The sequence below is a fragment of the Lysinibacillus sp. VIII_CA genome (genome assembly GCF_049943995.1).
In the GTDB taxonomy this organism is placed as follows: Bacteria; Bacillota; Bacilli; order Bacillales_A; family Planococcaceae; genus Lysinibacillus; species Lysinibacillus pinottii.
This window is the reverse complement of record NZ_JBNFXM010000030.1, coordinates 1-21,758: the sequence shown is the minus strand read 5'-3', so window position 1 is coordinate 21,758 and position 21,758 is coordinate 1. Positions and strand designations below refer to the sequence as shown.

General features: G+C 32.7%; 30 protein-coding genes and 1 pseudogene. 11 read left to right on the top strand and 20 right to left on the bottom strand.

From position 1 onward, the window contains the following. Window positions 1-42 precede the first annotated feature (42 nt). From ACP3VS_RS22940 to ACP3VS_RS22930, 3 genes are all read right to left on the bottom strand, one after another. The gene (locus ACP3VS_RS22940; protein ID WP_197149590.1) at window positions 43-417 is read right to left on the bottom strand and encodes a DUF423 domain-containing protein; all 375 of its coding nucleotides are present in this window, start codon (window positions 415-417) and stop codon (window positions 43-45) included. Between the two features lie 12 nt (window positions 418-429). After that, window positions 430-855 carry an acyl-CoA thioesterase gene (locus ACP3VS_RS22935; RefSeq protein ID WP_031416085.1) on the bottom strand — a complete coding sequence of 142 codons (426 nt, stop codon included), beginning with the start codon at window positions 853-855 and terminating at the stop codon, window positions 430-432. 352 nt (window positions 856-1,207) lie between these two features. Further along, complete coding sequence (locus ACP3VS_RS22930; protein WP_426390104.1) at window positions 1,208-1,528, bottom strand: aconitate hydratase; 321 nt, start codon at window positions 1,526-1,528, stop codon at window positions 1,208-1,210. Window positions 1,529-1,916: 388 nt separating this feature from the next. Between ACP3VS_RS22930 and ACP3VS_RS22925 the strand changes: the two genes are divergently transcribed. Further along, the gene (locus tag ACP3VS_RS22925; RefSeq protein ID WP_426390109.1) at window positions 1,917-2,513 is read left to right on the top strand and encodes a YpjP family protein; all 597 of its coding nucleotides are present in this window, start codon (window positions 1,917-1,919) and stop codon (window positions 2,511-2,513) included. Next, window positions 2,510-3,046, top strand: coding sequence for a hypothetical protein (locus ACP3VS_RS22920; RefSeq protein ID WP_426390103.1), 537 nt, complete (start codon window positions 2,510-2,512; stop codon window positions 3,044-3,046). Before ACP3VS_RS22925 ends, ACP3VS_RS22920 begins: the two co-directional genes overlap by 4 nt. A 97-nt stretch (window positions 3,047-3,143) precedes the next feature. Here the strand turns inward: ACP3VS_RS22920 and ACP3VS_RS22915 are convergent, their stop codons facing one another. The 3 genes from ACP3VS_RS22915 to ACP3VS_RS22905 all read right to left on the bottom strand — a co-directional run bounded on the left by ACP3VS_RS22915 (window position 3,144) and on the right by ACP3VS_RS22905 (window position 4,781). Then, entirely contained in the window at window positions 3,144-3,527 is a 384-nt protein-coding gene (locus ACP3VS_RS22915; RefSeq protein ID WP_426390101.1) for a hypothetical protein, read from the bottom strand. After that, entirely contained in the window at window positions 3,505-3,762 is a 258-nt protein-coding gene (locus ACP3VS_RS22910; protein WP_257216294.1) for a hypothetical protein, read from the bottom strand. The genes ACP3VS_RS22915 and ACP3VS_RS22910 overlap by 23 nt, the downstream gene beginning before the upstream one ends. 170 nt (window positions 3,763-3,932) lie before the next feature. Next, on the bottom strand, window positions 3,933-4,781 hold the full coding sequence (locus tag ACP3VS_RS22905) for a hypothetical protein (RefSeq protein WP_426390100.1): 849 nt from the start codon (window positions 4,779-4,781) through the stop codon (window positions 3,933-3,935). 432 nt (window positions 4,782-5,213) lie between these two features. On the opposite strand from ACP3VS_RS22905, the gene ACP3VS_RS22900 reads away from it, so the two are divergent. Together ACP3VS_RS22900 and ACP3VS_RS22895 are read left to right on the top strand one after the other, a co-directional pair. Then, a complete protein-coding gene (locus ACP3VS_RS22900) occupies window positions 5,214-5,546 on the top strand; it encodes a hypothetical protein (RefSeq protein WP_031417202.1) in 333 nt (110 codons plus the stop codon). A gap of 27 nt (window positions 5,547-5,573) precedes the next feature. After that, window positions 5,574-5,885 (top strand): hypothetical protein, encoded by a 312-nt coding sequence (locus ACP3VS_RS22895; protein ID WP_031417201.1) that lies wholly within the window; start codon window positions 5,574-5,576, stop codon window positions 5,883-5,885. Between the two features lie 248 nt (window positions 5,886-6,133). Here the strand turns inward: ACP3VS_RS22895 and ACP3VS_RS22890 are convergent, their stop codons facing one another. Both ACP3VS_RS22890 and ACP3VS_RS22885 read right to left on the bottom strand, forming a co-directional pair. Further along, window positions 6,134-6,304 (bottom strand): RusA family crossover junction endodeoxyribonuclease, encoded by a 171-nt coding sequence (locus ACP3VS_RS22890; RefSeq protein WP_281487105.1) that lies wholly within the window; start codon window positions 6,302-6,304, stop codon window positions 6,134-6,136. Window positions 6,305-6,312: 8 nt separating this feature from the next. Then, a complete protein-coding gene (locus ACP3VS_RS22885; RefSeq protein WP_236249535.1) occupies window positions 6,313-6,495 on the bottom strand; it encodes a hypothetical protein in 183 nt (60 codons plus the stop codon). Window positions 6,496-7,351: 856 nt separating this feature from the next. On the opposite strand from ACP3VS_RS22885, the gene ACP3VS_RS22880 reads away from it, so the two are divergent. Continuing rightward, window positions 7,352-7,555 carry a hypothetical protein gene (locus ACP3VS_RS22880; RefSeq protein WP_012294721.1) on the top strand — a complete coding sequence of 68 codons (204 nt, stop codon included), beginning with the start codon at window positions 7,352-7,354 and terminating at the stop codon, window positions 7,553-7,555. 98 nt (window positions 7,556-7,653) lie between these two features. On the opposite strand, the gene ACP3VS_RS22875 is transcribed toward ACP3VS_RS22880, so the two are convergent. Next, a complete protein-coding gene (locus ACP3VS_RS22875; RefSeq protein ID WP_197224587.1) occupies window positions 7,654-8,373 on the bottom strand; it encodes a hypothetical protein in 720 nt (239 codons plus the stop codon). Between the two features lie 249 nt (window positions 8,374-8,622). Next, entirely contained in the window at window positions 8,623-8,844 is a 222-nt protein-coding gene (locus ACP3VS_RS22870) for a hypothetical protein (RefSeq protein WP_036161846.1), read from the bottom strand. A 666-nt stretch (window positions 8,845-9,510) separates the two neighbouring features. Between ACP3VS_RS22870 and ACP3VS_RS22865 the strand changes: the two genes are divergently transcribed. Beyond that, on the top strand, window positions 9,511-9,891 hold the full coding sequence (locus tag ACP3VS_RS22865) for a hypothetical protein (protein WP_099806212.1): 381 nt from the start codon (window positions 9,511-9,513) through the stop codon (window positions 9,889-9,891). A 144-nt stretch (window positions 9,892-10,035) separates the two neighbouring features. Here ACP3VS_RS22865 and ACP3VS_RS22860 read toward each other — a convergent pair whose 3' ends face one another. Next, a complete protein-coding gene (locus ACP3VS_RS22860; protein ID WP_235616129.1) occupies window positions 10,036-10,308 on the bottom strand; it encodes a hypothetical protein in 273 nt (90 codons plus the stop codon). A gap of 616 nt (window positions 10,309-10,924) precedes the next feature. Between ACP3VS_RS22860 and ACP3VS_RS22855 the strand changes: the two genes are divergently transcribed. Together ACP3VS_RS22855 and ACP3VS_RS22850 are read left to right on the top strand one after the other, a co-directional pair. Further along, complete coding sequence (locus tag ACP3VS_RS22855) at window positions 10,925-11,347, top strand: ferritin-like domain-containing protein (RefSeq protein WP_012294726.1); 423 nt, start codon at window positions 10,925-10,927, stop codon at window positions 11,345-11,347. A gap of 235 nt (window positions 11,348-11,582) precedes the next feature. After that, complete coding sequence (locus tag ACP3VS_RS22850) at window positions 11,583-11,867, top strand: hypothetical protein (protein WP_012294727.1); 285 nt, start codon at window positions 11,583-11,585, stop codon at window positions 11,865-11,867. Between the two features lie 243 nt (window positions 11,868-12,110). Here ACP3VS_RS22850 and ACP3VS_RS22845 read toward each other — a convergent pair whose 3' ends face one another. Next, window positions 12,111-12,965 (bottom strand): hypothetical protein, encoded by an 855-nt coding sequence (locus tag ACP3VS_RS22845; RefSeq protein ID WP_012294729.1) that lies wholly within the window; start codon window positions 12,963-12,965, stop codon window positions 12,111-12,113. Window positions 12,966-13,614: 649 nt separating this feature from the next. Here ACP3VS_RS22845 and ACP3VS_RS22840 point away from each other — a divergent pair. Then, on the top strand, window positions 13,615-13,878 hold the full coding sequence (locus ACP3VS_RS22840) for a hypothetical protein (RefSeq protein ID WP_012294730.1): 264 nt from the start codon (window positions 13,615-13,617) through the stop codon (window positions 13,876-13,878). 199 nt (window positions 13,879-14,077) lie between these two features. Here the strand turns inward: ACP3VS_RS22840 and ACP3VS_RS22835 are convergent, their stop codons facing one another. After that, entirely contained in the window at window positions 14,078-14,359 is a 282-nt protein-coding gene (locus tag ACP3VS_RS22835; protein ID WP_036216462.1) for a CPCC family cysteine-rich protein, read from the bottom strand. 683 nt (window positions 14,360-15,042) lie between these two features. On the opposite strand from ACP3VS_RS22835, the gene ACP3VS_RS22830 reads away from it, so the two are divergent. Next, entirely contained in the window at window positions 15,043-15,582 is a 540-nt protein-coding gene (locus tag ACP3VS_RS22830) for a hypothetical protein (protein WP_036216464.1), read from the top strand. A 250-nt stretch (window positions 15,583-15,832) separates the two neighbouring features. Here ACP3VS_RS22830 and ACP3VS_RS22825 read toward each other — a convergent pair whose 3' ends face one another. From ACP3VS_RS22825 to ACP3VS_RS22795, 7 genes are all read right to left on the bottom strand, one after another. Beyond that, complete coding sequence (locus ACP3VS_RS22825) at window positions 15,833-16,378, bottom strand: GNAT family N-acetyltransferase (protein WP_012294735.1); 546 nt, start codon at window positions 16,376-16,378, stop codon at window positions 15,833-15,835. A gap of 95 nt (window positions 16,379-16,473) precedes the next feature. Continuing rightward, window positions 16,474-16,977, bottom strand: coding sequence for a GrpB family protein (locus ACP3VS_RS22820; RefSeq protein ID WP_416277622.1), 504 nt, complete (start codon window positions 16,975-16,977; stop codon window positions 16,474-16,476). An 80-nt stretch (window positions 16,978-17,057) separates the two neighbouring features. Beyond that, window positions 17,058-17,510 (bottom strand): GNAT family N-acetyltransferase, encoded by a 453-nt coding sequence (locus tag ACP3VS_RS22815; RefSeq protein WP_012294737.1) that lies wholly within the window; start codon window positions 17,508-17,510, stop codon window positions 17,058-17,060. 65 nt (window positions 17,511-17,575) lie between these two features. Then, window positions 17,576-18,073, bottom strand: a complete 498-nt coding sequence (locus tag ACP3VS_RS22810) for a GbsR/MarR family transcriptional regulator (protein WP_139015336.1) — start codon at window positions 18,071-18,073, stop codon at window positions 17,576-17,578. A gap of 454 nt (window positions 18,074-18,527) precedes the next feature. Then, window positions 18,528-19,412: a peptidase MA family metallohydrolase gene (locus ACP3VS_RS22805; protein ID WP_207889190.1), complete on the bottom strand. Its 885-nt coding sequence runs from the start codon at window positions 19,410-19,412 to the stop codon at window positions 18,528-18,530. Window positions 19,413-19,728: 316 nt separating this feature from the next. Further along, complete coding sequence (locus ACP3VS_RS22800; protein ID WP_012294740.1) at window positions 19,729-20,523, bottom strand: cytochrome c oxidase assembly protein; 795 nt, start codon at window positions 20,521-20,523, stop codon at window positions 19,729-19,731. A gap of 13 nt (window positions 20,524-20,536) precedes the next feature. Continuing rightward, window positions 20,537-21,001 (bottom strand): DUF2243 domain-containing protein, encoded by a 465-nt coding sequence (locus ACP3VS_RS22795; RefSeq protein ID WP_012294741.1) that lies wholly within the window; start codon window positions 20,999-21,001, stop codon window positions 20,537-20,539. Between the two features lie 581 nt (window positions 21,002-21,582). Between ACP3VS_RS22795 and ACP3VS_RS22790 the strand changes: the two are divergent. Beyond that, window positions 21,583-21,758: pseudogene (locus ACP3VS_RS22790) on the top strand (lytic polysaccharide monooxygenase); the annotation flags it as partial.

The window sequence follows — 21,758 nt, the reverse complement described above, 5'->3', positions numbered from 1 at the left end:
TAAAAAAACGAGCAGCTCCTATGAGAACTGTCTCGTTTTCTTTTAAGAGAATGCCGCAATTGCTACAAGTACCCAAGCGATAATAAATAACATTCCACCTATGGGCGTAATCGCGCCTAGTTTTTTCACACCTGTCACGGCAAGGACATACAGGCTACCAGAAAAGAAAACAATCCCAGTAAACATTAGATATACCGCCCATGAAAGCAGACTAGAACTTCCTAGAAGCGTCTCATTTGAAAGAATACCTAAGCCGATAATCCCTAATGCATGGTACATCTGATATTGAACTGCTGTTTCCCAAATAGCTGCATAATGGGGCGATGCAAACTTATCCTTTAAAGCATGTGCCCCAAATGCACCTAAAATAACACCAAGGCAGGCCAAAATCGCACCTAACGCTAAAAACATTTCCATTTAGGCTCTCTCCTATTTTGCCACAACGGCAATTTCTTTATATTTTGCATCCCAAGCAGGATCCACCTTACTTAAAGATACCGGACGCAATGTATCCTTACGTGCTAAAATATGTACAGACTGTGCAGTGGCCGCCACTGTACCATCCTCATGTAAAATTTCATAGCCATAGGTTGTTCGTAAGCGGTCATGCTTTTCTACCCAAGTACGAACCGTTGCCACCTGTCCGTAGTGCATCGCAGCCTTATAGGAAATCGATAAATCCATAACCGGTGATACATAACCATCTTCTTCTAACGCCGCATACTTAAAGCCCACATCACTTACAAGCTGCGTACGCCCAATCTCCATCCAAATGATATAGTTGGCATGGTAGACAACGCCCATTTGGTCTGTCTCTGCATATCGAATCTCAATCTGTTTTTCACTCACAAACATTTTCTTCACCTCGTCCTACATTATAGCGTAAAAGTATTGGTTTGGTGGGGTTTTTGCTCTATTGATTAGAAAAAGTTAATAAATTCATTTTTACAAAAATTAGAAATTAGAATCAGAAAAATATTTGGTAATAAATGTTAGTTTCCGTTTTCACCCGTTGTACCCCACTCAATTGGGGTACACTGGGGTACAAAAATTTAAAAATAAAAGATACTGGGCAGGTGCTGGAAATCAAAAATGATACCTATTTTTTAAACGAGAAAAATTTGATGTAAATGATTAAAACCAGGCACTCATCCAAGCGCCTGGTTATTAGTTTATTGCTTCTGGAATTTTACCAAAATTAAATCCTTTAAAGGATACAATTCGTAGTGACCCAGTATTTGTTTTCTCCAAATATTGAACTTTGCAATACAACCTTGGCTCTATCCACATCACTAAAATACTCGTCTATCTTTTCTACTTTTACTAATCTTATTTTGTCTTTTACCATTAATCTTTTTGAATCATAATAATCATGTGTTATGTCCTTTAATAACTTATTGAGGATCGGTAAAAAAACTTTACTCATTTTCAAATTTTCAATTACAGAGAAGTCACGTTGCAATGATTGAACTGCCATTTCCAGTATTAAAAATTTATGAAATAGTCGCCGTTGTTCAGGATTCAACATACAACTCCATCCTCTCAATAAGAACGATTGTTTGTATTTTGGCAAGTATTAATTTGTGGAAATAAAAAAGCCCTGGCCCTCAATTAATAATATTGAGCCTAAGGCTTTATGTATAATCAAATTATGAACACCAGTCATTTCTTTATAAACTCAAAGACTATTTACCTCGGATTTTAAACTGTTTACGAATTCATTAATTTGTTCCATTTTTACTATTAGACATAGTGCAGGACCACATGCTGTTGCAACCAGATGATTTTTATCACCTGCATCTAATACAAAAATTAATTTATAACGAGACTCCCTTTCTCTCTCATTATCAGGAACCTGAAGAAAACCGTATTCAGGAATGTGATAAATACACAACCCTGGATCTTGAGGCTCTAGCATACTTAGATGTGTATTATCAAGTATTTCTGAAAATAGCAGTTTATTTCTTGAAAATGCTGATATTACTGTCCTTAATTCATATGGTCTTGAAGATCAAAATATTGCATTACTAAAATATTTTTATGATATTAATTATCCATCGGTAACTTTAAATGCCTTTGCTGTTTCACAGAATGTAACTAACAATGATAACATTCAACCCCGTTTAGCAAATGTATTAATTAGAGTATTGATTAAAGATGCACTTAAAAAGAAAATGGGTGATAAAATAAAAAAAGAGATTGGTAAGGAAGTAAAAGATAAAATTGAGGATAAATGGATAGCTGCAGCTGAAAAAGAAATTGATAAACATGGCTATTCTAAATTCGTAGGACCAGAAGGTTCTGGGGCAAATGGAATTAGACAAGGCGACCATGTTTTTGAAATTTACGGAAAAAATGGTAATTCTATCATGAGAGGACATGTAGGCCTTGAACAAAATAAAACTGTAACCAACTGGCACTACCACCTTAAATATGATGGTTTTGAATATCATCATGAACAAACACTTTTAAGACATACTAGCTTACCTGCGTGGGGGACTCCGATTAAGTGAATGAACATGAAGAAGTTTTTATATTAAGCTATGGGTGTGATTTAGATCATAGTAATATTGATTATTTAGTAAAAGAACGGCTGTTACCTTTTTCTCATTGGACTAATAAGAAACGACCTAAGGAAACAGATATTTGTGTTAGATATGAGGTATTTGATATTAACCCAAAGAAACACAAACAGCTCTATTACGGCCACAAATTTAATATTAATAAAATGAGATTAGAGGCTTTCATGTATTCACTCTCTAAACTTAAAGGAAATCATGTTTATGTTCACCCTAAGGTTAGAGGGCATGTTAATGTTTATATTGATGACCTAGAGTATACTGGCCGAGTATACCAAACATTAGTGAATGACCAAAAATTAATTTTTATAGACGAGGAATCTGAAAATAATTTTACTTTAAGAGAAAAGTTGCCAAAACTACAAAAAGATTTACACTGTCTAAAGATGCAAAGTAATATAACTTTCGAAGAGAGAGATCTGTTAGTTACTAATTGGATAAATCGCATAATTAACGAAATTAATTAAAAAAGCAATAAAATTGTTCAAAGTCTAAACTTTAAAAGTTTACTGTAAATTGGACACATTAAGCCCAGGCTCAAAATTGAGTACCTGGGCTTTACAATTATTTTACTTCATACAATTTTGTTATCTTGCTTTCGTTGTTATAAACGATCTTCAATCCTAGCAAATCTGCAAGCTCACGTACTTGTACATGCGTCCTACCATTTGTAATCACAGCAGGGTTAGTCTTAGCATCATTAAGCATTACTTTTGCTTCTTGTGTCTCTTTTACTTCCTCTAAACCGTTCTTTATATGTAGTTTGAATTGTTCCTCTGTAATCTCCATACTCGCTAAATACAAATATGGATCTCTATGTGTCGTGCCTTTTAAATTGTCCGTAATCCAGCGGCGATACGATGAAATCCAGTTTTGCTTCCTCCAATTCAGGTGGATAGCGTTTAGAAATCTCTTCTTCCAGTTTCTATGGAAGTGTTTTAGTTTCATAGGTTTTGATTGCTTCTGTCACACGAGTGTCTGCAAAGGACTGTAAATAGCTCTTACCTTCCGCATTTTCGTTCAGGAAAGTTTGAACCGATTTAAGTGTCAATGTAGACTCTTGACCGTTTATGTCATCTCCTGATGGTGGGTTTTCCGTTGGGGGAGTTCCTTCGCCACCGTCTGCAAGCATTTGAATATCTAAAGGTAATAAAGTTTTAAGATTGAATAGATTGCGTGCCATGTTTTCCTCCTTGACCAATTTAGTTACTCTCATGAATCCCTAAACTGTTGGAAAGTTTATTTGTTCTCGTTCTTTATAGCGTCTGCGAGAATAAAGACAAAATAAAAAACCACTCAAAATGAATGGCTTTTGTAGAATTTTTTTACCCCCAAAAACTATATGAAGTTAACTTATATATCAAAAATATCACTTCTTTGATATTCTACCTTAAGGACTTTACCAATTTGATTTTCTATTTTTATACTTAACCAACTGTTGATTAAATTTCTCAAATTGAAATCAAGCTCCTTTAGATCTATAGGATTTTTATTATAAACTTTTTCAGATTCTCCGTGACGCGAGAATATACCAGTCACCTCTGTTCCATCAGAACTTGCTGTAGTGTTTGCATAGTGAGTAAAATCTCCTAAGATAAAATAATCCAAAAAAGGCAAAATCTCTTTTGATAAGGTAGTACGAATTTTTTTATATTCCTTTGCATTTCTCTGAATACTTAAATCAGCAAGAATAATTTCATAGATTTTATAGGCATTTACTAAAAGATATAAATTGTCTCTGTGATACAGATATAATAGGCCAATTACTCTTCTAACTTTTTGATTATGTTTAACCATAGTTAAACAGTTAGCTAGGTATGAGTTGCTTTCCAAATCCGCTATTTGTATATTTTCGAACGGATTTACAATCTGCTCATATTCGATAAGACTTCTGCCATATACCTCTTTTCCCCTACGTAAAGCAGTATATGAATCATCAAAATTAGTCAAATAATTATCCGCTTGCAGTAAGTAATCACCCGTTAAAAGTAAACACCCATTTATTAAACGAACAAAAGACAGTGCCTTGTAGTATGCTTTTTCATAATCTTCTTCTGGCAAGTCACTAAAATGAGGCGATATTAAATAGTATGTTTCATGTTCACTATTGTCTGTAAGATACATTATATCTATATCACTCGAGAACCTTTGTCTTGCTAAACTATATGTTTTATTGTTGTTTGTTAACCCCAGATGCCACATACAACCCTCTCCTTTATTGTTACATTAATGCTATATAAATTTTAGCATAAATACCCAATAATAAAATCACTTCCAAAAAAATTAACCACGAAGAAAGGATGTAGTTTAATAAACTCTTATGATGAAAATCAACATTGAATCTAAAGCATCTGGTGTAATCGTTAGTGTTCTTTCTTTTAACATAGGTTGCCCCTCCTAAGTTGTGGTATAATGACTTATCTGACTAGCCTAGAAGGGCATAAACCAATTCGAGCTGTAGCGTCTGCAAACGCTGCAGCTTTTTTATATTTTCCATCTTAATCATATATCTAGATAATTAACTAATTTTTACACAAATTTAAATTTCTTCATCTTATTTACACGCATTTATTTTAAAAATACACCAACAATAGTTGGCGTAACACCTAATCACATAGCAAAGGAGAATAAAAAATGAAAGATTTACTTGCTTCTGTTTTATCTGAGAAAAATAAGCTTAAGGGTCAAAATCATCGTTCGAGTGGGAATTTTAATACCCTATTAATTCCTTCTCTTGAAACTGAGTCATTCACATGGGAAGTTCAAGATGCAGATGGGAATGCTTTAAATGACATTACTTTTGATGTAATGCAGGATCTTTGTGCCGATATCGACCCTGTCCTTTTTAAGGGTTTAAAAAATGGTTCATCAACAGCAGGTTATGAAAGTGAAAACTCACTTTATATAGCTAACCCTACTGGAGCTTCAGAACAATTTTTAGTTAGCGTTTACGCAAATTTCAATTAATAAAATTGTGAAATGGAGGATTATAAAATGGAAAAAAAATTAATTGCTCGAGTAAAATCGCAAGATGTTCCACTTACTGGCCAAAAAAATCGATCAAGTGGGAATTTTAGTACTTTAGTACTTCCTGAAAACACCAAGTCACTTAAATGGGAAATTGAAGATGGTGACGATTATACTTTTAATGTAATGCAAGATGTTTGTGCTGGTACAGATCCTGTAATTTATAGCAATGTAATGAGTGGAAATAGAACTGAAGTAAATTCTCAAACATCACTTTATATCGCTAATCCGGATGGACCTAATGGCACTTTCTTAGTTAATGTATATGCAATAATTTAAGTCATTTTAACACCTCTACTTCTATAACAAAGCTATACTTTTTCCATGCTAAACCTACCTCGATTACCGAAATACAGTACGGTCTATTCGAGGTAGCTTTATCTTTCAACTAACCACTTTCCTCTTCCCTAGCAACCCACCAGCTCTTCACCCAATATTCCCTGCCATTTCAAGTAGCAGATGTATCGACTCTCTATTTTTGGTGCCATTCTATCGTCACCTCAGCTCTAGGCTGCTCCGAATAAAACCTACGAACATTTAATTTCAACGATTTGTGCGTCATCATGCCAGATGATTTTACTCATCCCATCCTTTTTGTCCTTAATCAGGTTATCCGCTTCGGGTTTCGTTGTAGGTCGTAATTCACCTCTAGCTATTAGAGCTCTTTTGGGTCCTGTATGGTATTTCTTCGGTGGCATTAGATCAATTAAGCTTGTAGTTTAATCGGCCCTGTAATCAATTCAGACGGCTTATTTTGCCATGCTACGAGCTTTACAAAGTCCTTACTCTTTGGTGAGTCATGTGTGACAACATTTTTACCACTTCTACTAAATCGAGGTCGTTCTTGCGGTTGTATGACTCCTGGTATTTCAAATGTGAGTACGTTCATGTTTGCCCTCCTATTCCACACAAACCATATTGGCTTGAACACATCGGAACTTCCTCCATCAGTTTCAAAAGGTCGCATTGTACTCCGCCATAAGTCGTTTTGACCATTCAACTACATCATGGATTCCATGTCCTCTGTCATCACTTGAAAGAAAGTTGCAAATCCACGCTTAGGTGCTTTTGAAACAATCTCTCCCCAGCAGCCACCCTCTCAATTTCTTCAGGGAATCGTCTAGCAATTTCGTACAGTTCTTCTTTTTTACTATTGATACATGGCATACAACCAACTCGCCCCATACCTTGTTTTTACAGTGGATTTGGCTCAATACCGTGCTTATCATGCTGCTAAAAAACGTCATATACATCCCAATTGAGTATTGGCCGATAGATTGTGTAACCTTCTGGCGTTTCCTCTGTCTCATCCATTTTAGAGATCGTCTCAAACTTTCATTCGCCCTAATTCCTTGCCAACTTATTACTTTGTCGCCAGCCTCAAAGATTGGTACATATATTTGGTCAAACATCGGTCTAACTTTTAGTTCAACTGTACAAAACCTTGCCATTGTTGAAGGGAAACGACCTTTCCACATACATAAAAATGGATTACCTGTTGGATGCAGTACTTCTAACGCTTGCTTGATAATCTTTTCTGATACAACTTCTTTTCACCATTGGCTATAGTCAGGCTTAATTCTTGTAACAGGCCCTAGCTCTTTTTCAAGATAATCAATATATTTATAGGTTTCAGGATGTTAATGTCCCACATCCGAAAACACTACTTTAAGGTTTGGTGTATCTCTTTCGAGTGCCCGGAGCCTCTAAAATCAAAACTGAATCTTAACTGTGGAAGGGTTAAGATGGAGGGGAATTCCCAGACCGAAGTTAATAATCGTTGGCAAGAGAAGAATAAGGAGGGAGCAAAATACATTAGTGCACGATCAAGCGCGCGCAGCTTTATAAAAAATTATGCTTTAGAAGAAGATTTAGATGAGATTATGGAATTGATTTTAGAACGAAAACAAGTATTATTAGAAATGAAAATAGACCAAGACGGCATGTAGCTGTCTTGGTTTTTGTTGTTCTGTAGCCGCATTTACAATTCTTTTCTATACTATTCAAAACTAATTTCAAATACAAAAAAGAGCACCAATTTGGCACTCTATAGACTCGTAAATCTTCTTTCGTTATGGGAGAGATTGTAATAATTTGAATTAAATAAGTTTGCATTAGGTTCTTTAGTGACTTCAAAAGATATATATTTTTGCCCACCATTCTTTTCATAAGCAAAAATTAAATACTTTTCTATGACAGTACTTGTTTTTTCTTTTTCTAGTCCTCCAATTATAGCACCTAACGAACCAAAAATATTATCCCCCGCTATAGCTCTTCCAGCATTACTTACCCAGCTTTTTTGAATCTCAACATCTGTTTTTATTAGAATATCGGTAACTTTATTTATATCTAACTCGATTGTGTCTTGACCCCTCTCAAAAATGACCTTATCTGTGCATCTGTAAACAAAGGTTTCAGCACCTTCAGCAATTGGTAAACCAGCTGTATGTTTTACTTTAATACATAAATCTGCATTGAATAGTTGTTGTCGAGCTCTTGAACCAAGTACTTTACTCTCTGCATCGAATTGTTCTCTCTTTCTATTAGCTTCTCTTTCTTTGCGTGCTTTTATAGCTTTAGCACTATATTTTCTTCTATAAAGTTGAATTAAAAATCCCTCAAATAGAGCAACTAGTACTAATAAAATAGCTAAAATTATAAAGTCCGCAGCTGTATTTCCTTGGGTGTTTAAAAATATACTAGACAAACCATACACGAAATATATTCCAACCAACGAAATGATTATTAGGTGAATAACTCTTTGCATCTAATCCCTCCTCATACACAAATATACATAATTTGGGGAGAATTCACCAGAGCTGTAATAATAGTTATCATAGCTAGTTTTATTACTTTGATATTTCAGCCGACGGAAATTGGACAATGACATTTGAATAAGTAGATAAATTGTCGTTATCTTCTAAAAAGATAGAGTTAACATATGTTCATTAAAAATGCCCAGGCTCAAATTTATGAGTACCTGGGCTTTGATAATGATGATTTTCAATCCTGCCAATTACCATTTCTCATTATTTTTAAAATTTTTCAAATGGATGTACTCATCATTTTTCATTTTCTGCCAACTACTAATAGCATTCAAAATCAGCATAAAAATTACAAATAAAATAGAACCCACCATGTAATGACCTAAGAAAAAAATTACAAACGCCGCAACCAATAACGATATCATCAATAATATCGCTAAAATATGTATTTTATTATTCTTTTCTTCATTCATACACTCAACCTCCTATTAAATATCTTTTCTGTTATTTCAATACTTTATTATGGTTTATTTTACCACATTGATAAATTTCGCATATAATTTTTCTTACTTAAATACAAAACAAATTTGATTACTTTAAAATAATAACGATACTTATCAAACTTTATTTTGCACTAAATTGCTTTCTCGAATCCTCTAAGCTTATGAATGGTACTGTTACACTCGGACTCGGCGGCTTTTTGATTTACTAGAATTACTTAATCTCTTAAAAAAATGGGCTGGCGTTGTATGGGATGCTTCGAACAAGTTTGTTCAGCACTGGCCGCTCGTAAGTATGTCTTTCCCTAATAGTTAGGTTTTTTATAAATACCAAGAGAGGAAACATTTTTCTGTCTCCAACCTCCCCTCCAGTTTACAAGAAGAAAAGATTTTAAATACCTAATGTGTAACGAATGTAACATTTATACATCTATTACATTTGTACATGAACAAATTATAGTGTAGTCATGAATGCTATAATATTTGTATATCAGCAAACTGATGTTAAAAGCACTGAATGAATTTTCAAAAACCTCCAATTTTTAACTATATAAGGTATAATAACGTATAAAAAATACTAAATTAAACCTATTTCAAAGTGTTTAATTTAAAATATTTTGTAATTAAGGAGAATTATTGATGAAAATCCAAACCAATAATACATTAAATTATTTGAAAACTGAGGTAAATAAAAATATAAAAAATGAAAGCCTCTTAGATTTATTTGGAATTAAAAACAAAGATGAAGACGAAAATGAAAAAAATATCAAACCTAAATTCGAAACCAGATATGAAGATGGATATATACGTACATATCTTGTGAAATCGAATGGACAAAAATTAGTTAGAGTACTTGTTAAGGAGGTAAAACAAACCAAAGAAAACATGAAAGAGTCTATAGATATAGAGGATATGTTGATACAAGAGCTTGAAAAGGTATCTAATCCCCAAAAATATGAACAGAATACTTCTATTTTTGAAAAGGAAAAAAATATCTCTAAATATAAAACAGGTATTTGAGGACGAATAATATATACCATGATTAGTATTTATTATTAATTTGCGTGAAGGTTATAACTGATACCTAAATATAAATCTTATTAATTGCCACACTCTTTAATTGTGGCAATTAATTCGTAGGAGCCAAGGCCCCAATTCATGCAATCATCTTAACGATGCATGCTTAATACGTTTAATGCTTGTTGCTGATAGAGCCATGTGTAGCCCTATCCATCGCTGGGACTTGCCGTCTAACATCCAGTTCAACACTTGGACCTCTCTATCACCAGCAACTCCTTCGTTTAAATTTTGAACCTCAAAAAGCTTCTTTTCATACTCAGTAACACGTTTCCTATTTTTCGAACGTCTAATTGCATCCTGCATAATTGGATCGCCTACGCCGATTGCTGCCTTTGGTAGTGTTCTTTCTTTTAGCATAGGTTTGCCTTCAAACTGAGCTATCATGACTTATCTGACAAGCCATCAAAGGGCATAAACCAATTCGAGCAGAAGCGTGAACACGCTACAGCCTTTCTATATGGGCACCCTTATACCCAATTGTTGTTAAATAGTCTTTTCAAGAAAGCCAATGAGTTATATGAGCAAATTATTGAATCGGCAAAGGCGCTTTCGGTTTAGATTTCTTCGATTTTTACTAATATGAATGGTTCTCCCCCTCATTATTTGTTCATCTGTATGCTGTATCGTCTGTAACCCGATTGTGAGCTGTCACCTTTATGTAACGCAATACATAGAATACGGTTGTGGTAATTCATCACTATGTAAGTAAAGAGGTTATTGATTGAAATGACCAAAAATAATTCACTTTGGGTGATGGCCTATCTGCTGTTGCAGCAGGTTTAGCATCAAATGCTTTAAAAAAAACAAATAACCAAAATCCTCAAATCCAGTGATCAATCTAAGGTAGTAAAGGCTCTTCAAAAGCAAATAGACTATTTAATAAATGAATTAATGCAAGTTAAAAAGTCGATTACTAGAGCTTCTCCTAAACCTTAAAAGGTGACATTAAAATATAAAAAAGGAGGGTAAACCTTTGCAATACACTGTACAACCAACTTCAAACAATAGATTAATTCTCGACCTTAATAAAGCCATTAACGGCGAATATAATGCTATTCGATATTATGAACAATTGGCAAAGCTTGCTCCAAATGAGGAAGTTAAAAATCGTATACTAGAAATACAAAAAGATGAAATAAGACATTACCAAGGTTTTGTTTATACCTATACTTACCTTACAGCTCAACAACCAACTCTACAAATAAGCGAAACATTGCCACAGAACTTTAAGAATGGTATTTTAACGGCATTTAAAGATGAACAAGAAGCCGTGGAATTTTATCATCGTGTTGCTAGAGAATATAATATTCCTTATATTAGTAATCAATTCAGTTCCAATGCTTCAGATGAACAGAATCACGCAGTTTGGTTTTTATTCTTTATTAACCAATATTGATAATGAAATATTACCGGCTAAATGGTCGGTTTTTTTATTGATTATCAGGAATTACTTACAACCGCCAATCAAGATAGTGTATAACTCAACTAGTTGTTTTTACCCCATATTACACCTCGATAAAAATGGTTATTATTATTTCAAAAGTTAAAATTATACATATATAAGCACCCTTTTATAGGAATTAATGATAAAATATAAAGTGTTAAATTATCATAATTGGAGTGGTGTTTCAATGGAAAAATTCCGTGTAAGAAAATGGGTTAAATTGCACCCTCAAAAAGAGATACTAATCACAAGTGAGCACTACAAAACATTTGGGGATATTGGATTCATAAAAATAATAATTATTGCTACATATAAAGGAAAAACCTTATCTTTTGCCCCTCAACTTTTTGAAATTATGCCTTCACTTCCTTCTGTAGATACTGACACACTTTCTAAAATAGTAAAGGACTACACACAATTAGTAAGAGAACAGTATTTAAATAATAAAAAAAAGCCATCTCATTATTTTTAATACAAACCAGTTAGTATCAAAAAATTAAAGGACACTCAATATGAGCGTCCCTTGAATAATTTATTTCTTTGTCATGCTCAATGAAGTAGCTTTCCACGAATCACCAGAAACGAATGTAACTGCACCTAAACCATTTACGTATGATGCCATTGCTACAATACTGTTTGAACATGCCTTATCTAATTTCAAAACCACTCTATCAAGAGTGGTTTTTAGTCATCCTCATAATATTTGGGTTAATGTCTAAATACGCATTAATGCACCATCTGGTTTTGGTAATTCTTGAGCTGATATCTGATTCATTTTACAAAAATGTTTGAAAAATTGTTGTGCCAGCTCCCGTTCATTTGAATCACTTTTCAACGAAACTATATCAAGCAAAATTTGTGCCATCCACAAATTTTCAAAATAACGATATTTACCTGTTTTCCATATTATTTTTTCAGGGGATTTTTCGTTTATATAATATTTCCAGAAAAGTAACTGATTCGATTCTTGTTCTGTAAGCTGAATTCTGTATAAGGAATGAGCTGGAATGTATCCATCTTCACAAATTTTACCAACAAAATCTTCTTTCACCATATAGACACCTAAAATACGTCTGTCTTTTTCAGGCATTTTGGGATCTATTGCTGTTAAGACGACAGCACTATTTGGGTGCAATCGGCTCGGCTTGTTTGGCTTTCCTATGTTATTACCACTTTTCAATATTCCTGAAAAAACTTTCCACTCTGAAAAAGCACTATTCTGTTCATTTGTGTCACACCAAAAAACCATTTGAGAGGATGGATGTAGTTTATGGTTTTTCATAAGTTTTTCATGTTCCAAGCGAAGTGCCAATTTTTTTCGTTGTTGTTTTTTTTCCTCCTCCTTTTTTAGTTCCTCTTCTTTTCGTTCTTTTTCCTTTTTTTGTATAATTTCTTCAAGTAATTTAGCATCACTTTTATCATGTAATATTAGATGGTTTCCAAATACATCCGGATAAACAAACTTTTTATTTTCCGATGCGAAATGGATTTCAATACTAGAATCGTTATGCTTCACTATACTACCTATACCAAAACGCTTGTGTGTAACTTTCTTATTGATTAGATTCATTATTTTAGTCCTCCTTAAGGAATAAAAAACTTAATTACAATTAGATAGTAAATTAATAAATTTATTTTCAACTAACTTCCTTAAAAGCTCACATAATTGTTTTGATTTTTTCTTTGGCTTATAAAAGGATATTAAAAAAACGTACCCAAACTCTATCAGCAAAAAGGACTTCAGAATTCAAAAATACGATTTTAAAAATAATTGTAACATTATTATAACATTTTTTTAGTAATTCCACAAATTTATTATTGACAACTCATTTTATCATAGGTTAAAATGAAAAATTATTCTCTGAAATAGTTTAGATTTTATCTATAACTGAAGAACTGTTAGTCAGAAAAAGCCCCGGCTCAAAATTAATTGAGTACCTGGGCTTTTAAAATTTCATCGTATACCTTTAGTAATTCACTATTTGAAAGCCACCAAAATATCTCGCTGAAATCAGGTGTATCTCTATCGCAATATTTTTAAAGCTTTTATCCGTTCGTGTCAAACATACTTCATGAGTCAAAAATAAATCTGATATTTGCATTATTAATGATATTAAATACTCTTCCATAAATTTGATGACTTATTTTATTTATATATACAATTCATGTCAAATTTCCTAAAATGGTAAATAGAAGATAGATAAATCGAGGTGGAATGTATGAATAATTGTCCTAATTGTTTAGCCAATACTCCTTTTAAAAAAGTATATCGAGATGGTTTAGTATTTGTGAAATGTGAGTATTGTAATACAATTTTTGAAGATAAAACAACAACGAAAAAAACGAGAGAAGTGTCAGAGAGAATACGTAACGAAATTCAAAATGATGTGCAAAATGAAAAATCTTCAGGTAAGGTTTTCGTAATTGTAATTGGACTTATGATCCTGATTTTCATTATAGATACTTTATCTAAATTAAATTAAATGATAGCAATTTGAAAAAGAATAAAAACCCAGATACACAAGTACCTGGGTTTTCTTTAAGGAACTATATGGATCAATTTTCCCATGGTGGGTATTGTACATGAAGCTCATTTTTCATAATAAATTGCATGTAGATCATCATTTATCGCTTCTGAATTTTGTGCAAGTTCTTCATCCGTCATATAACGGTAAATTTTTTCTATTTCAAAACTTGGAAATCTATACGTTTCCAATTAGGGTCTTTTTCGTCTTTTTCATTAGGTTTTCTTACAAATTCAATACATCTTTCTTCACAAGCTCCAAATACAATAAAATTTTTTTGTGCTTGCCTTAAGGATGGAATATTAGCTCCTCCTATACAATCAGGGTCAGAAAATTGAATTCCATCATCTTCCCAAAAACAAATTTCACAAATATCATAAGTTCCGGGTGGTTCTTCGCCTAATGTTCTATATCCACAACAAGGACAAGTATATTTCATATAATTTCTCCAATACTTTTATAAGTAAATAACATCATACTTCTTTTTACTTGGCCTACCCAAATACATTTTTTCACCAAATGGACTTTTGTTCTACTGATACAAGCCCTCTCAATCTTCTAAATATGAAATGGGATATGGAGAGTAAACTACTGTATCTCCATCTTCCTCGCTTTAAAATTATGATAAAATCTGCCCCATTACTAGTTCTCTAGAATTACATTATAGCTTATTTTCTCGGCTTTTTTAAGCCTACTCGTATAATGATTTACTAGGAAGTTATACAGCCTAATGGTTAAATTTATATTTTATACATAATACACAACAAATAACCAGTAACTCATTTGAGCTTCTGGTCTTTACTTTGCTATCTGTATTCGTTTCTTCATCTGCGCCTTTAGCAAACTTTTCCTCAAAAATAATCACTTGATTCTCACCAGCTGTGACAACAATAATTTTTTATTCTCAATTTGTCTCTATACAATTCATACTAAGTTTCCTAAAATAGTAATTAGAAGAAGAGATTGAGAGATGTATGTCGTTGAATAACTGTCCTAATAGTTTAGCCAGTAATGTTTAAGAACGTTTATAAAGAGGGTTTAGTGTTAATAAAATGAGAATATTGTCATACGATTGTTGAAGACACAACCCGAAAGAAGTGACAAAGGTAAGGAGAAGGATTTATGAAAAATTGCCCTAACTGTTTAGCTACAAATTCATATAAAAAATCTCACAAAGAATATAAAGATATATATGTATGTGAATATTGTGGTGCCGTTTCAGAAGATTATACGATTATAGAAAAAGAAACTCATTTTGAATATAATCACCCAGAAATAGTCAGAGAGTCAGCAAATAGAACTTATTATTATAGAGAGGTCACTCCACCAAAATGGCCTAAAAAAATCGCTTTAATTTTGATTAGTATAATTGGATTATTGATAGTTGGCCAATCGATAGAAATGATCTTCTCAGAGGAGGAAAAACCGACAAAACAAATTTCAACCATAACGCCTGAAATGTTTCGAAAGCTCAAAATTGGTATGAGTGAAGAAACCGTAAAAGAAATCGTAGGATACGGAGCTTTGCACACAGATGAAAATAAACTTAATTATAAAGGAAAGAACGGTGTAGAAGAAAATTCTATGGTAAGTTTAGAATTTAATAATGGCAAGCTAGAAGCTATTTATGAATTCGGATTGATTACAAAAAGGAAATATTAATATGATTATCCAGCAAATCATTTTTTACAATACATTATAGACCACGACGGTATTTAGCTGTCTTGGTCTTATACAGATCTACTTGCATGAAGATGTCTAATCACAATTATAAGCTATTATCTAACCCATATACTCATTTTAGAGAATATGGGTTACTTGTTTTTAAAAAAAATCAACGTTTTGTGCATCAAGTGTCAATCCGATTATTTTAGTTTTTGTTTACAACGTACATCATCTAAACTATATTTTATTAACTCATATCATTTTTCAGGATAGAGTACATAAATAAATCATCAAACTTACCACAAGTATATTCATAATGTCTTAACAAACCTTCTTTTATAAAGCCCTGTCTTTCTACTAGTTTTTGCGAAGATACATTTGCTGGTTCAATCAAAGCCTGTATTCTTTCTAATTGGAGATTTTGAAAGCCATACTTAACAACTGCTTCTAGAGCTTCACTTGCAATCCCTTGCCCCCAGTAAATTTTGCTTAATTCATATCCGACCTCAGCTCGATAATGTTTTGTAAGCATATTGAGAAAACCACAACTACCTATAACCGTGCCAGTATCTCTCATTGTTATTCCCCATCTTATTCCTGAAGCTTCTACATATATTGATTTATACCACCCAATTTCTTCTTCTACATCTTTTATGTTTTGACAAGGTGATATCCCCATAAATTTAACAACATCTTTATCCGATAAATATTTAAATACATCATTAGTATCTTCTGTAGTTATTTCTCTTAAAATTAATCTTTTTGTTTCAAGTATAGGGAAATTCCTTTCCATTTAACTTTCATCCTCTCTAATATGAAACAATAATTTCTTTCGTTTTTACAGTAGTATTTAGGCTTTGGTCTTTAATCTATAAGTAGTAGTGAATTTTATCTTCCGTATTTTTTAAACTCGGGAGTTTCCATTAATCCTTGAAAAAATTCATCTTTTGCTTCTCTATATTCATCCATGGATTTACCTTCATACCCCTTCTTTAAATTATCATATTCTTCGCGATAATTTTTATTTGCCAATAAGACTTCTCTAAATTTCCATAGAAAATCAAAATCAGCATCAATAACAGTTAATTGCACCCCTAAAGGTGGACTAGTTGTATCATCTTTAAATGCTCTAAAAGTATCAGTTTTAATACTCTCCTCATTTATTTCATATAAATTTGAAAGAAGTTCCACAGCTTTCGCAAATTCATTAGCATAAACGCGTACCTGTATGTCTAGATCACCCTTAGTTATACTATTTGGAATTGCTGTGCTACCGACGTGCTGTATATCTACATCAGGTAAAAGCATTTTTATTTTATTTTTTTGTATCAAGAAAATTCTCTCAGCATTTTTATTAAATAGTTTACTATCATAAAAATTTACTTTTTCCATAATAATCCCCATTCTGTAATTGTTGTGCTTCGCTTATATATAAAGTTAACTCCAAAACACCTTTGGGGTTTAAACATTCTTTAATTAACTTTAACCTTCAAAAGAGGGAGGCTACGTTGAGGAAATACAGTAGATGGCGTAGAACCTATATTTTTTGCCCCCATTTTTAAATAAAAACCTTCTGCGTTGGGATCGCTATCTATTGTAAATTCGCTTAATTCTAACTCCTTAGCTTTATTTAATAAATGATTCCATATTATTTTCCCAAGCCCCTTACCAATATAGTCGGGGTCTAAGAATAGTGCATCTAATTTTTGTTCATTAATGGCAAAACTATAAAATGCAATTACTTTGTTATCATTTTCAATTAAATAAACGGTATTTTTTTCTAAATAGTCTTTTGTTACAGTTAAAGCATCTTTATCTTTACATTGTTGAATAAAATCTTCTGTATATCCCCAGTAAGCTTTTGATTTATAGGCTAAATTGCTTAATATAGTACTATCTGCAATCTGAGCTCTTCGAAAGAACATATAATTACCTCCTATTAATGTTTTTCTATAATGGCTATGGCTGATTGTTTTAAATGTCTTTTTTCCTAATTAGTACTGTTTCTTTTGGATCTCCATTCCTCTTCAATTCCCTCAATTCGCTGAAAAACAAGCTGATAAATCAAATGAAAATCCTGTATTCTTTTTTTAGCTATCAGGTAGTCATCCAAATGGTCTTCTTGAATTTCTGCCTCTCCTGGCCAGTTTTCTAATATATTTTCAGTACCTAATAAAAATTGCTTCATTTTCGCCAAAAGTGTTTCAGCCATAACTAGGCTATTATCCTCCGCTATATAGTAATAATCTTTTCGATCACTTATTTTCGACTTTTTCACAGATAACCCACTTGCTTCTAAATCACGAATTCGGATGCTGACTGCAGCTTTTGTGACTTCTAATTGATTGGCCATTTCTTGTAAACTTAAAGGTTTAGATGAAAACAATAAAAGAGTAAAAAGTCGTGCAGCTAATAAATTTCCTCCGTCCGCACTTAGTTTCACTAATTCATAACTAAATTGGTCTTGTAATTTTTGTAAAACCAACATTTTATCCCCTTTCGTTAATGTAGTTGTTAACGTTATTAACAATAATGTAATTATATATCGTTGTCAACTTATTCTCTTACTTAATTAGGCATCCCCCTCTCCATAGAACACTATTTTTATTTTTGTAAGCGATGATTTGTAAAAATAAAAAAAGCCCTGTACCAATTAAGGTTACACGGGCTAAATTTATAAATCGATGGCGACTTCCAAATGATATTGATGATTGTGTGAGTATTGGATTAAAGCATTTTAAGAGATTACCATACTGTATGGGTACCCTAGAGGTGATACATAAGGTCTTTCGCCTAGATTGACACTTGTTCACTATTTCCGTTAACACACAAGCAACATTATAAGCTGATTCAACCATTTCCACTGTTAGCATTATAGTTTAGACAGCTATTTTTTAGAAGGAATAGCTGTTTTTTTCTTTCTCTCATATAACAGAACGTCCTTAGTCATTTGTAGTATCTCTAGAAAAATACTTGGCATCAATTTGATTAATAAGTGAAGAAGTTAATTCGGAATAATTCCTCATTTTTATTATTTCTTCTTTTGTTGGTTCTGGACTACGTTTAATAAAAGCTACCCATTCTTTCTCTATTTCACTAACATTCTTCCCGTATACTTCCTCTATTTTATTTGCTACATTTTTTTCGTTGTATATCTTTTCAAACTTTTCTAATCCATAAGTTTCAATTAAGTAATTAATAAATGAAGCTGAATGAATATAGCTCATCCTCATTAGGGTGAACCTTGTTTCACTTGTAATATCTGGTCGAAAATAAGAATCGTCTTGAGTCGGGTCTATTAAATTACTAATAGGTAATAATGTATTTGAATCGATAAAAGACTTCACAAACTGATTGGTATATGAGCTTTTTCCATACTTATCTTCCATGTAAGTAGCAAACCCTTCTTGCGTAAAATAGCCATTACTTGCATCAAAATTGTTGCCATAGCCTAGTATAGAATGTGTCAATTCATGAACAAGTGGATAGAAATTTGATTTAACACCATATAAATAGATTTCCGACCTCAGGCCCCAAGATAAGTCATTACCTGCATTAAGATATACTTTTATTCTCTCGGATGGAACATAATCCGTTTGAATTGAGTTTTGAATATCATGATAGGCAATTAGAAGTTCATCTTTTAATGATTCTACTTTGCTTTGTGAAATCTCGATATTTTTAATAATCTCAAAGGTTATTTTTCCATCTGGTGTCACCACGATATTATCATCATTTTTTTCTTGTTCTTTTGGAATGACTGCCTCCTGAGTACAGGCAGTTAGTAAGAGGACTAAAATAAGATAGCAGCTTCTCAACTTAAACATTTTTACCCCCTGGAAAAAATAGTATTACCCATTTATACGAACTGAAAATACAGAAGTTTCAATTATTGGCATTTATTCGAACTTTAATATAAGGCAACTAGATTAATTACACTTGAGTTTCATTTTTACAAAGAATAAAATACAAAAATGCCCAGGCTCTCATATGATGAGTACCTGAGCTTTGTCTTTTACTATAAAATTTCAAGATGGAGCATCGTTATTCTCATAGCTCAATCTAATTGGGCTATGAGAAAATAGTTGAAATCACTCGATTTCATACTCATCATGATTGTTTATAAGTGTATACGATGAGTTGTTAAGAAATAATAGGCTTTGCAAAAACAGGATTTCTTGTCTTTTTAAACCACTGGTAAAATAGTATATAGACCAGTGCAATTTCAATTAAATCTCCACCGTAGTACATAATCATAGCACCTTGCTCTGCTTGTTCAGTAGCTACATGATTAGGGGGATACGCATAAATATGTTTGGACAATATCGAATGAGCTGCTAAAGCTATCAATAAAACGATTGAACGAAAAACATAAGATAATCGATGTGGCGTTGGATCAATATAGATAAATGCACTAGTAAACAAATAACCTGCTAGAAAAATATGCATGTGAATCAGTATATATAAAATCGAGCTTTCGTGCATCATGCTAAAAAGCGGCGTAGTATAGAGAAGCCATAAACCACCTACATTCAGAATCGTTGCTATGATCGGGTTGGACACAAATTTAAAGTAAGAGTTACGGAGTATTCGTGAAATAAAACGGGCCTTTTTCACAGGAATAGTTCTTAAGAATAAGGTAATAGGTGCCGATAATGCTATAAGTAGTGGTGCTAGCATTCCAAGCAATAAATGACCCACCATATGGGCTGAAAAATTAACATGTGCAAGCTCTGCTAATGGACCCATTAGTGTTAATATGGCACATACATGTCCAAGAATCCCACATAATGTACGAATATAAGGCCACTGTTTTTTATGTTGATTTGAGAGCTTGACTGCCACGATATAAGAAATCAAAGAAATGAAAAATGGGATAACTACTATTAGCTGTACAATGACAGAAAGATTTTGGATGTGAGTTTCATGTGAATGCAAAGATGGTACCTCCTTATTGATTAGTTTTAAATAATAAGGCCATACCAATAATAATTAAAATAGCCGCTAGCACATTCCAAACTATATCATAGGGGACAATATCGACATCATATCGTATTTGATGTAGCCTCATGAATTTATGTTGAATGATACCATCGTATAGTTGAAATGTTCCTGAACCTAGAAAAATACCTCCAAGCCACCTTTTTAACCAAAACCCATGTTTTCGATGAAGATCTGCCAGTAAAAAAGCAGAGCCAATTGTGGCGAAAAAGCTAAAGGCATGAAACAATCCATCAGAGACTAATCCAATATTAGCCGTAGATTTATCATAGAAATGATGCCAATGTAATAATTGATGAAAAATTACTTCGTCTATAAATGCTACTGCACCAAAGCCAAATAATATGCCGGTCCACATATTACGTTTCCCATACTGAAAACGATTTTCGTGTGTATGATGGTTAACCTCATTCATTTTTGATATATCCAACCCATTCACCTCCTAGATTTTTATTAGTTTAACCATGAAACAAAAGAATCTAAACCATTTTATGTAATCAACTCCTTTGTTTATGGTGTGTAGAAAACCACCAAAAGGATTTGCATGCATGTGCAAGAGCAAAGCATCTTTAGGTTATTTTTTTCTTAGCTGCATTCTATCGCAACAGACATTTACCTACATAGTGTCTAAAAATATTGGATTCATCCCTTAACTCACCACTTACTGTTGCTTCGCGGTGAAACTTAGTTTGTCCTTTAAAAGACATCTCCAATAGCCCTTACAAGCTTAATCAGTTGGATATTTTGGAATAATATCAATTAGTACGAAAATAGACAAATTTAAATATTTTATTAGAATTTATAGCTTTTTTTAATAGAAATTAGCTTTTTAAAATAACAATTTCCACTAAACCAGGTCTTTATATCTACATTTTTATAAAAATGTTTTTTTGCAAAATAAAACTATTGTATTATTTATCCGTAGTTTGAATAATTATTAATCTATTGCTATCATACTAGTCGCAATACAAATTCAAATTAAGGAGACGATGGATGATGAACACTAAATTCTCAAAATTAAGCAAAAAAGGACTGAGTGCTGCCCTATTAGCAGCCGGAATCATAGGGATTTCGACAGCTCCAAATGCATATGCTCATGGATTTGTTGAAAAACCAGCTAGCCGAGCAGCGTTATGTACTCAAAATTATGGAGCACTTAACTTAATGTGTGG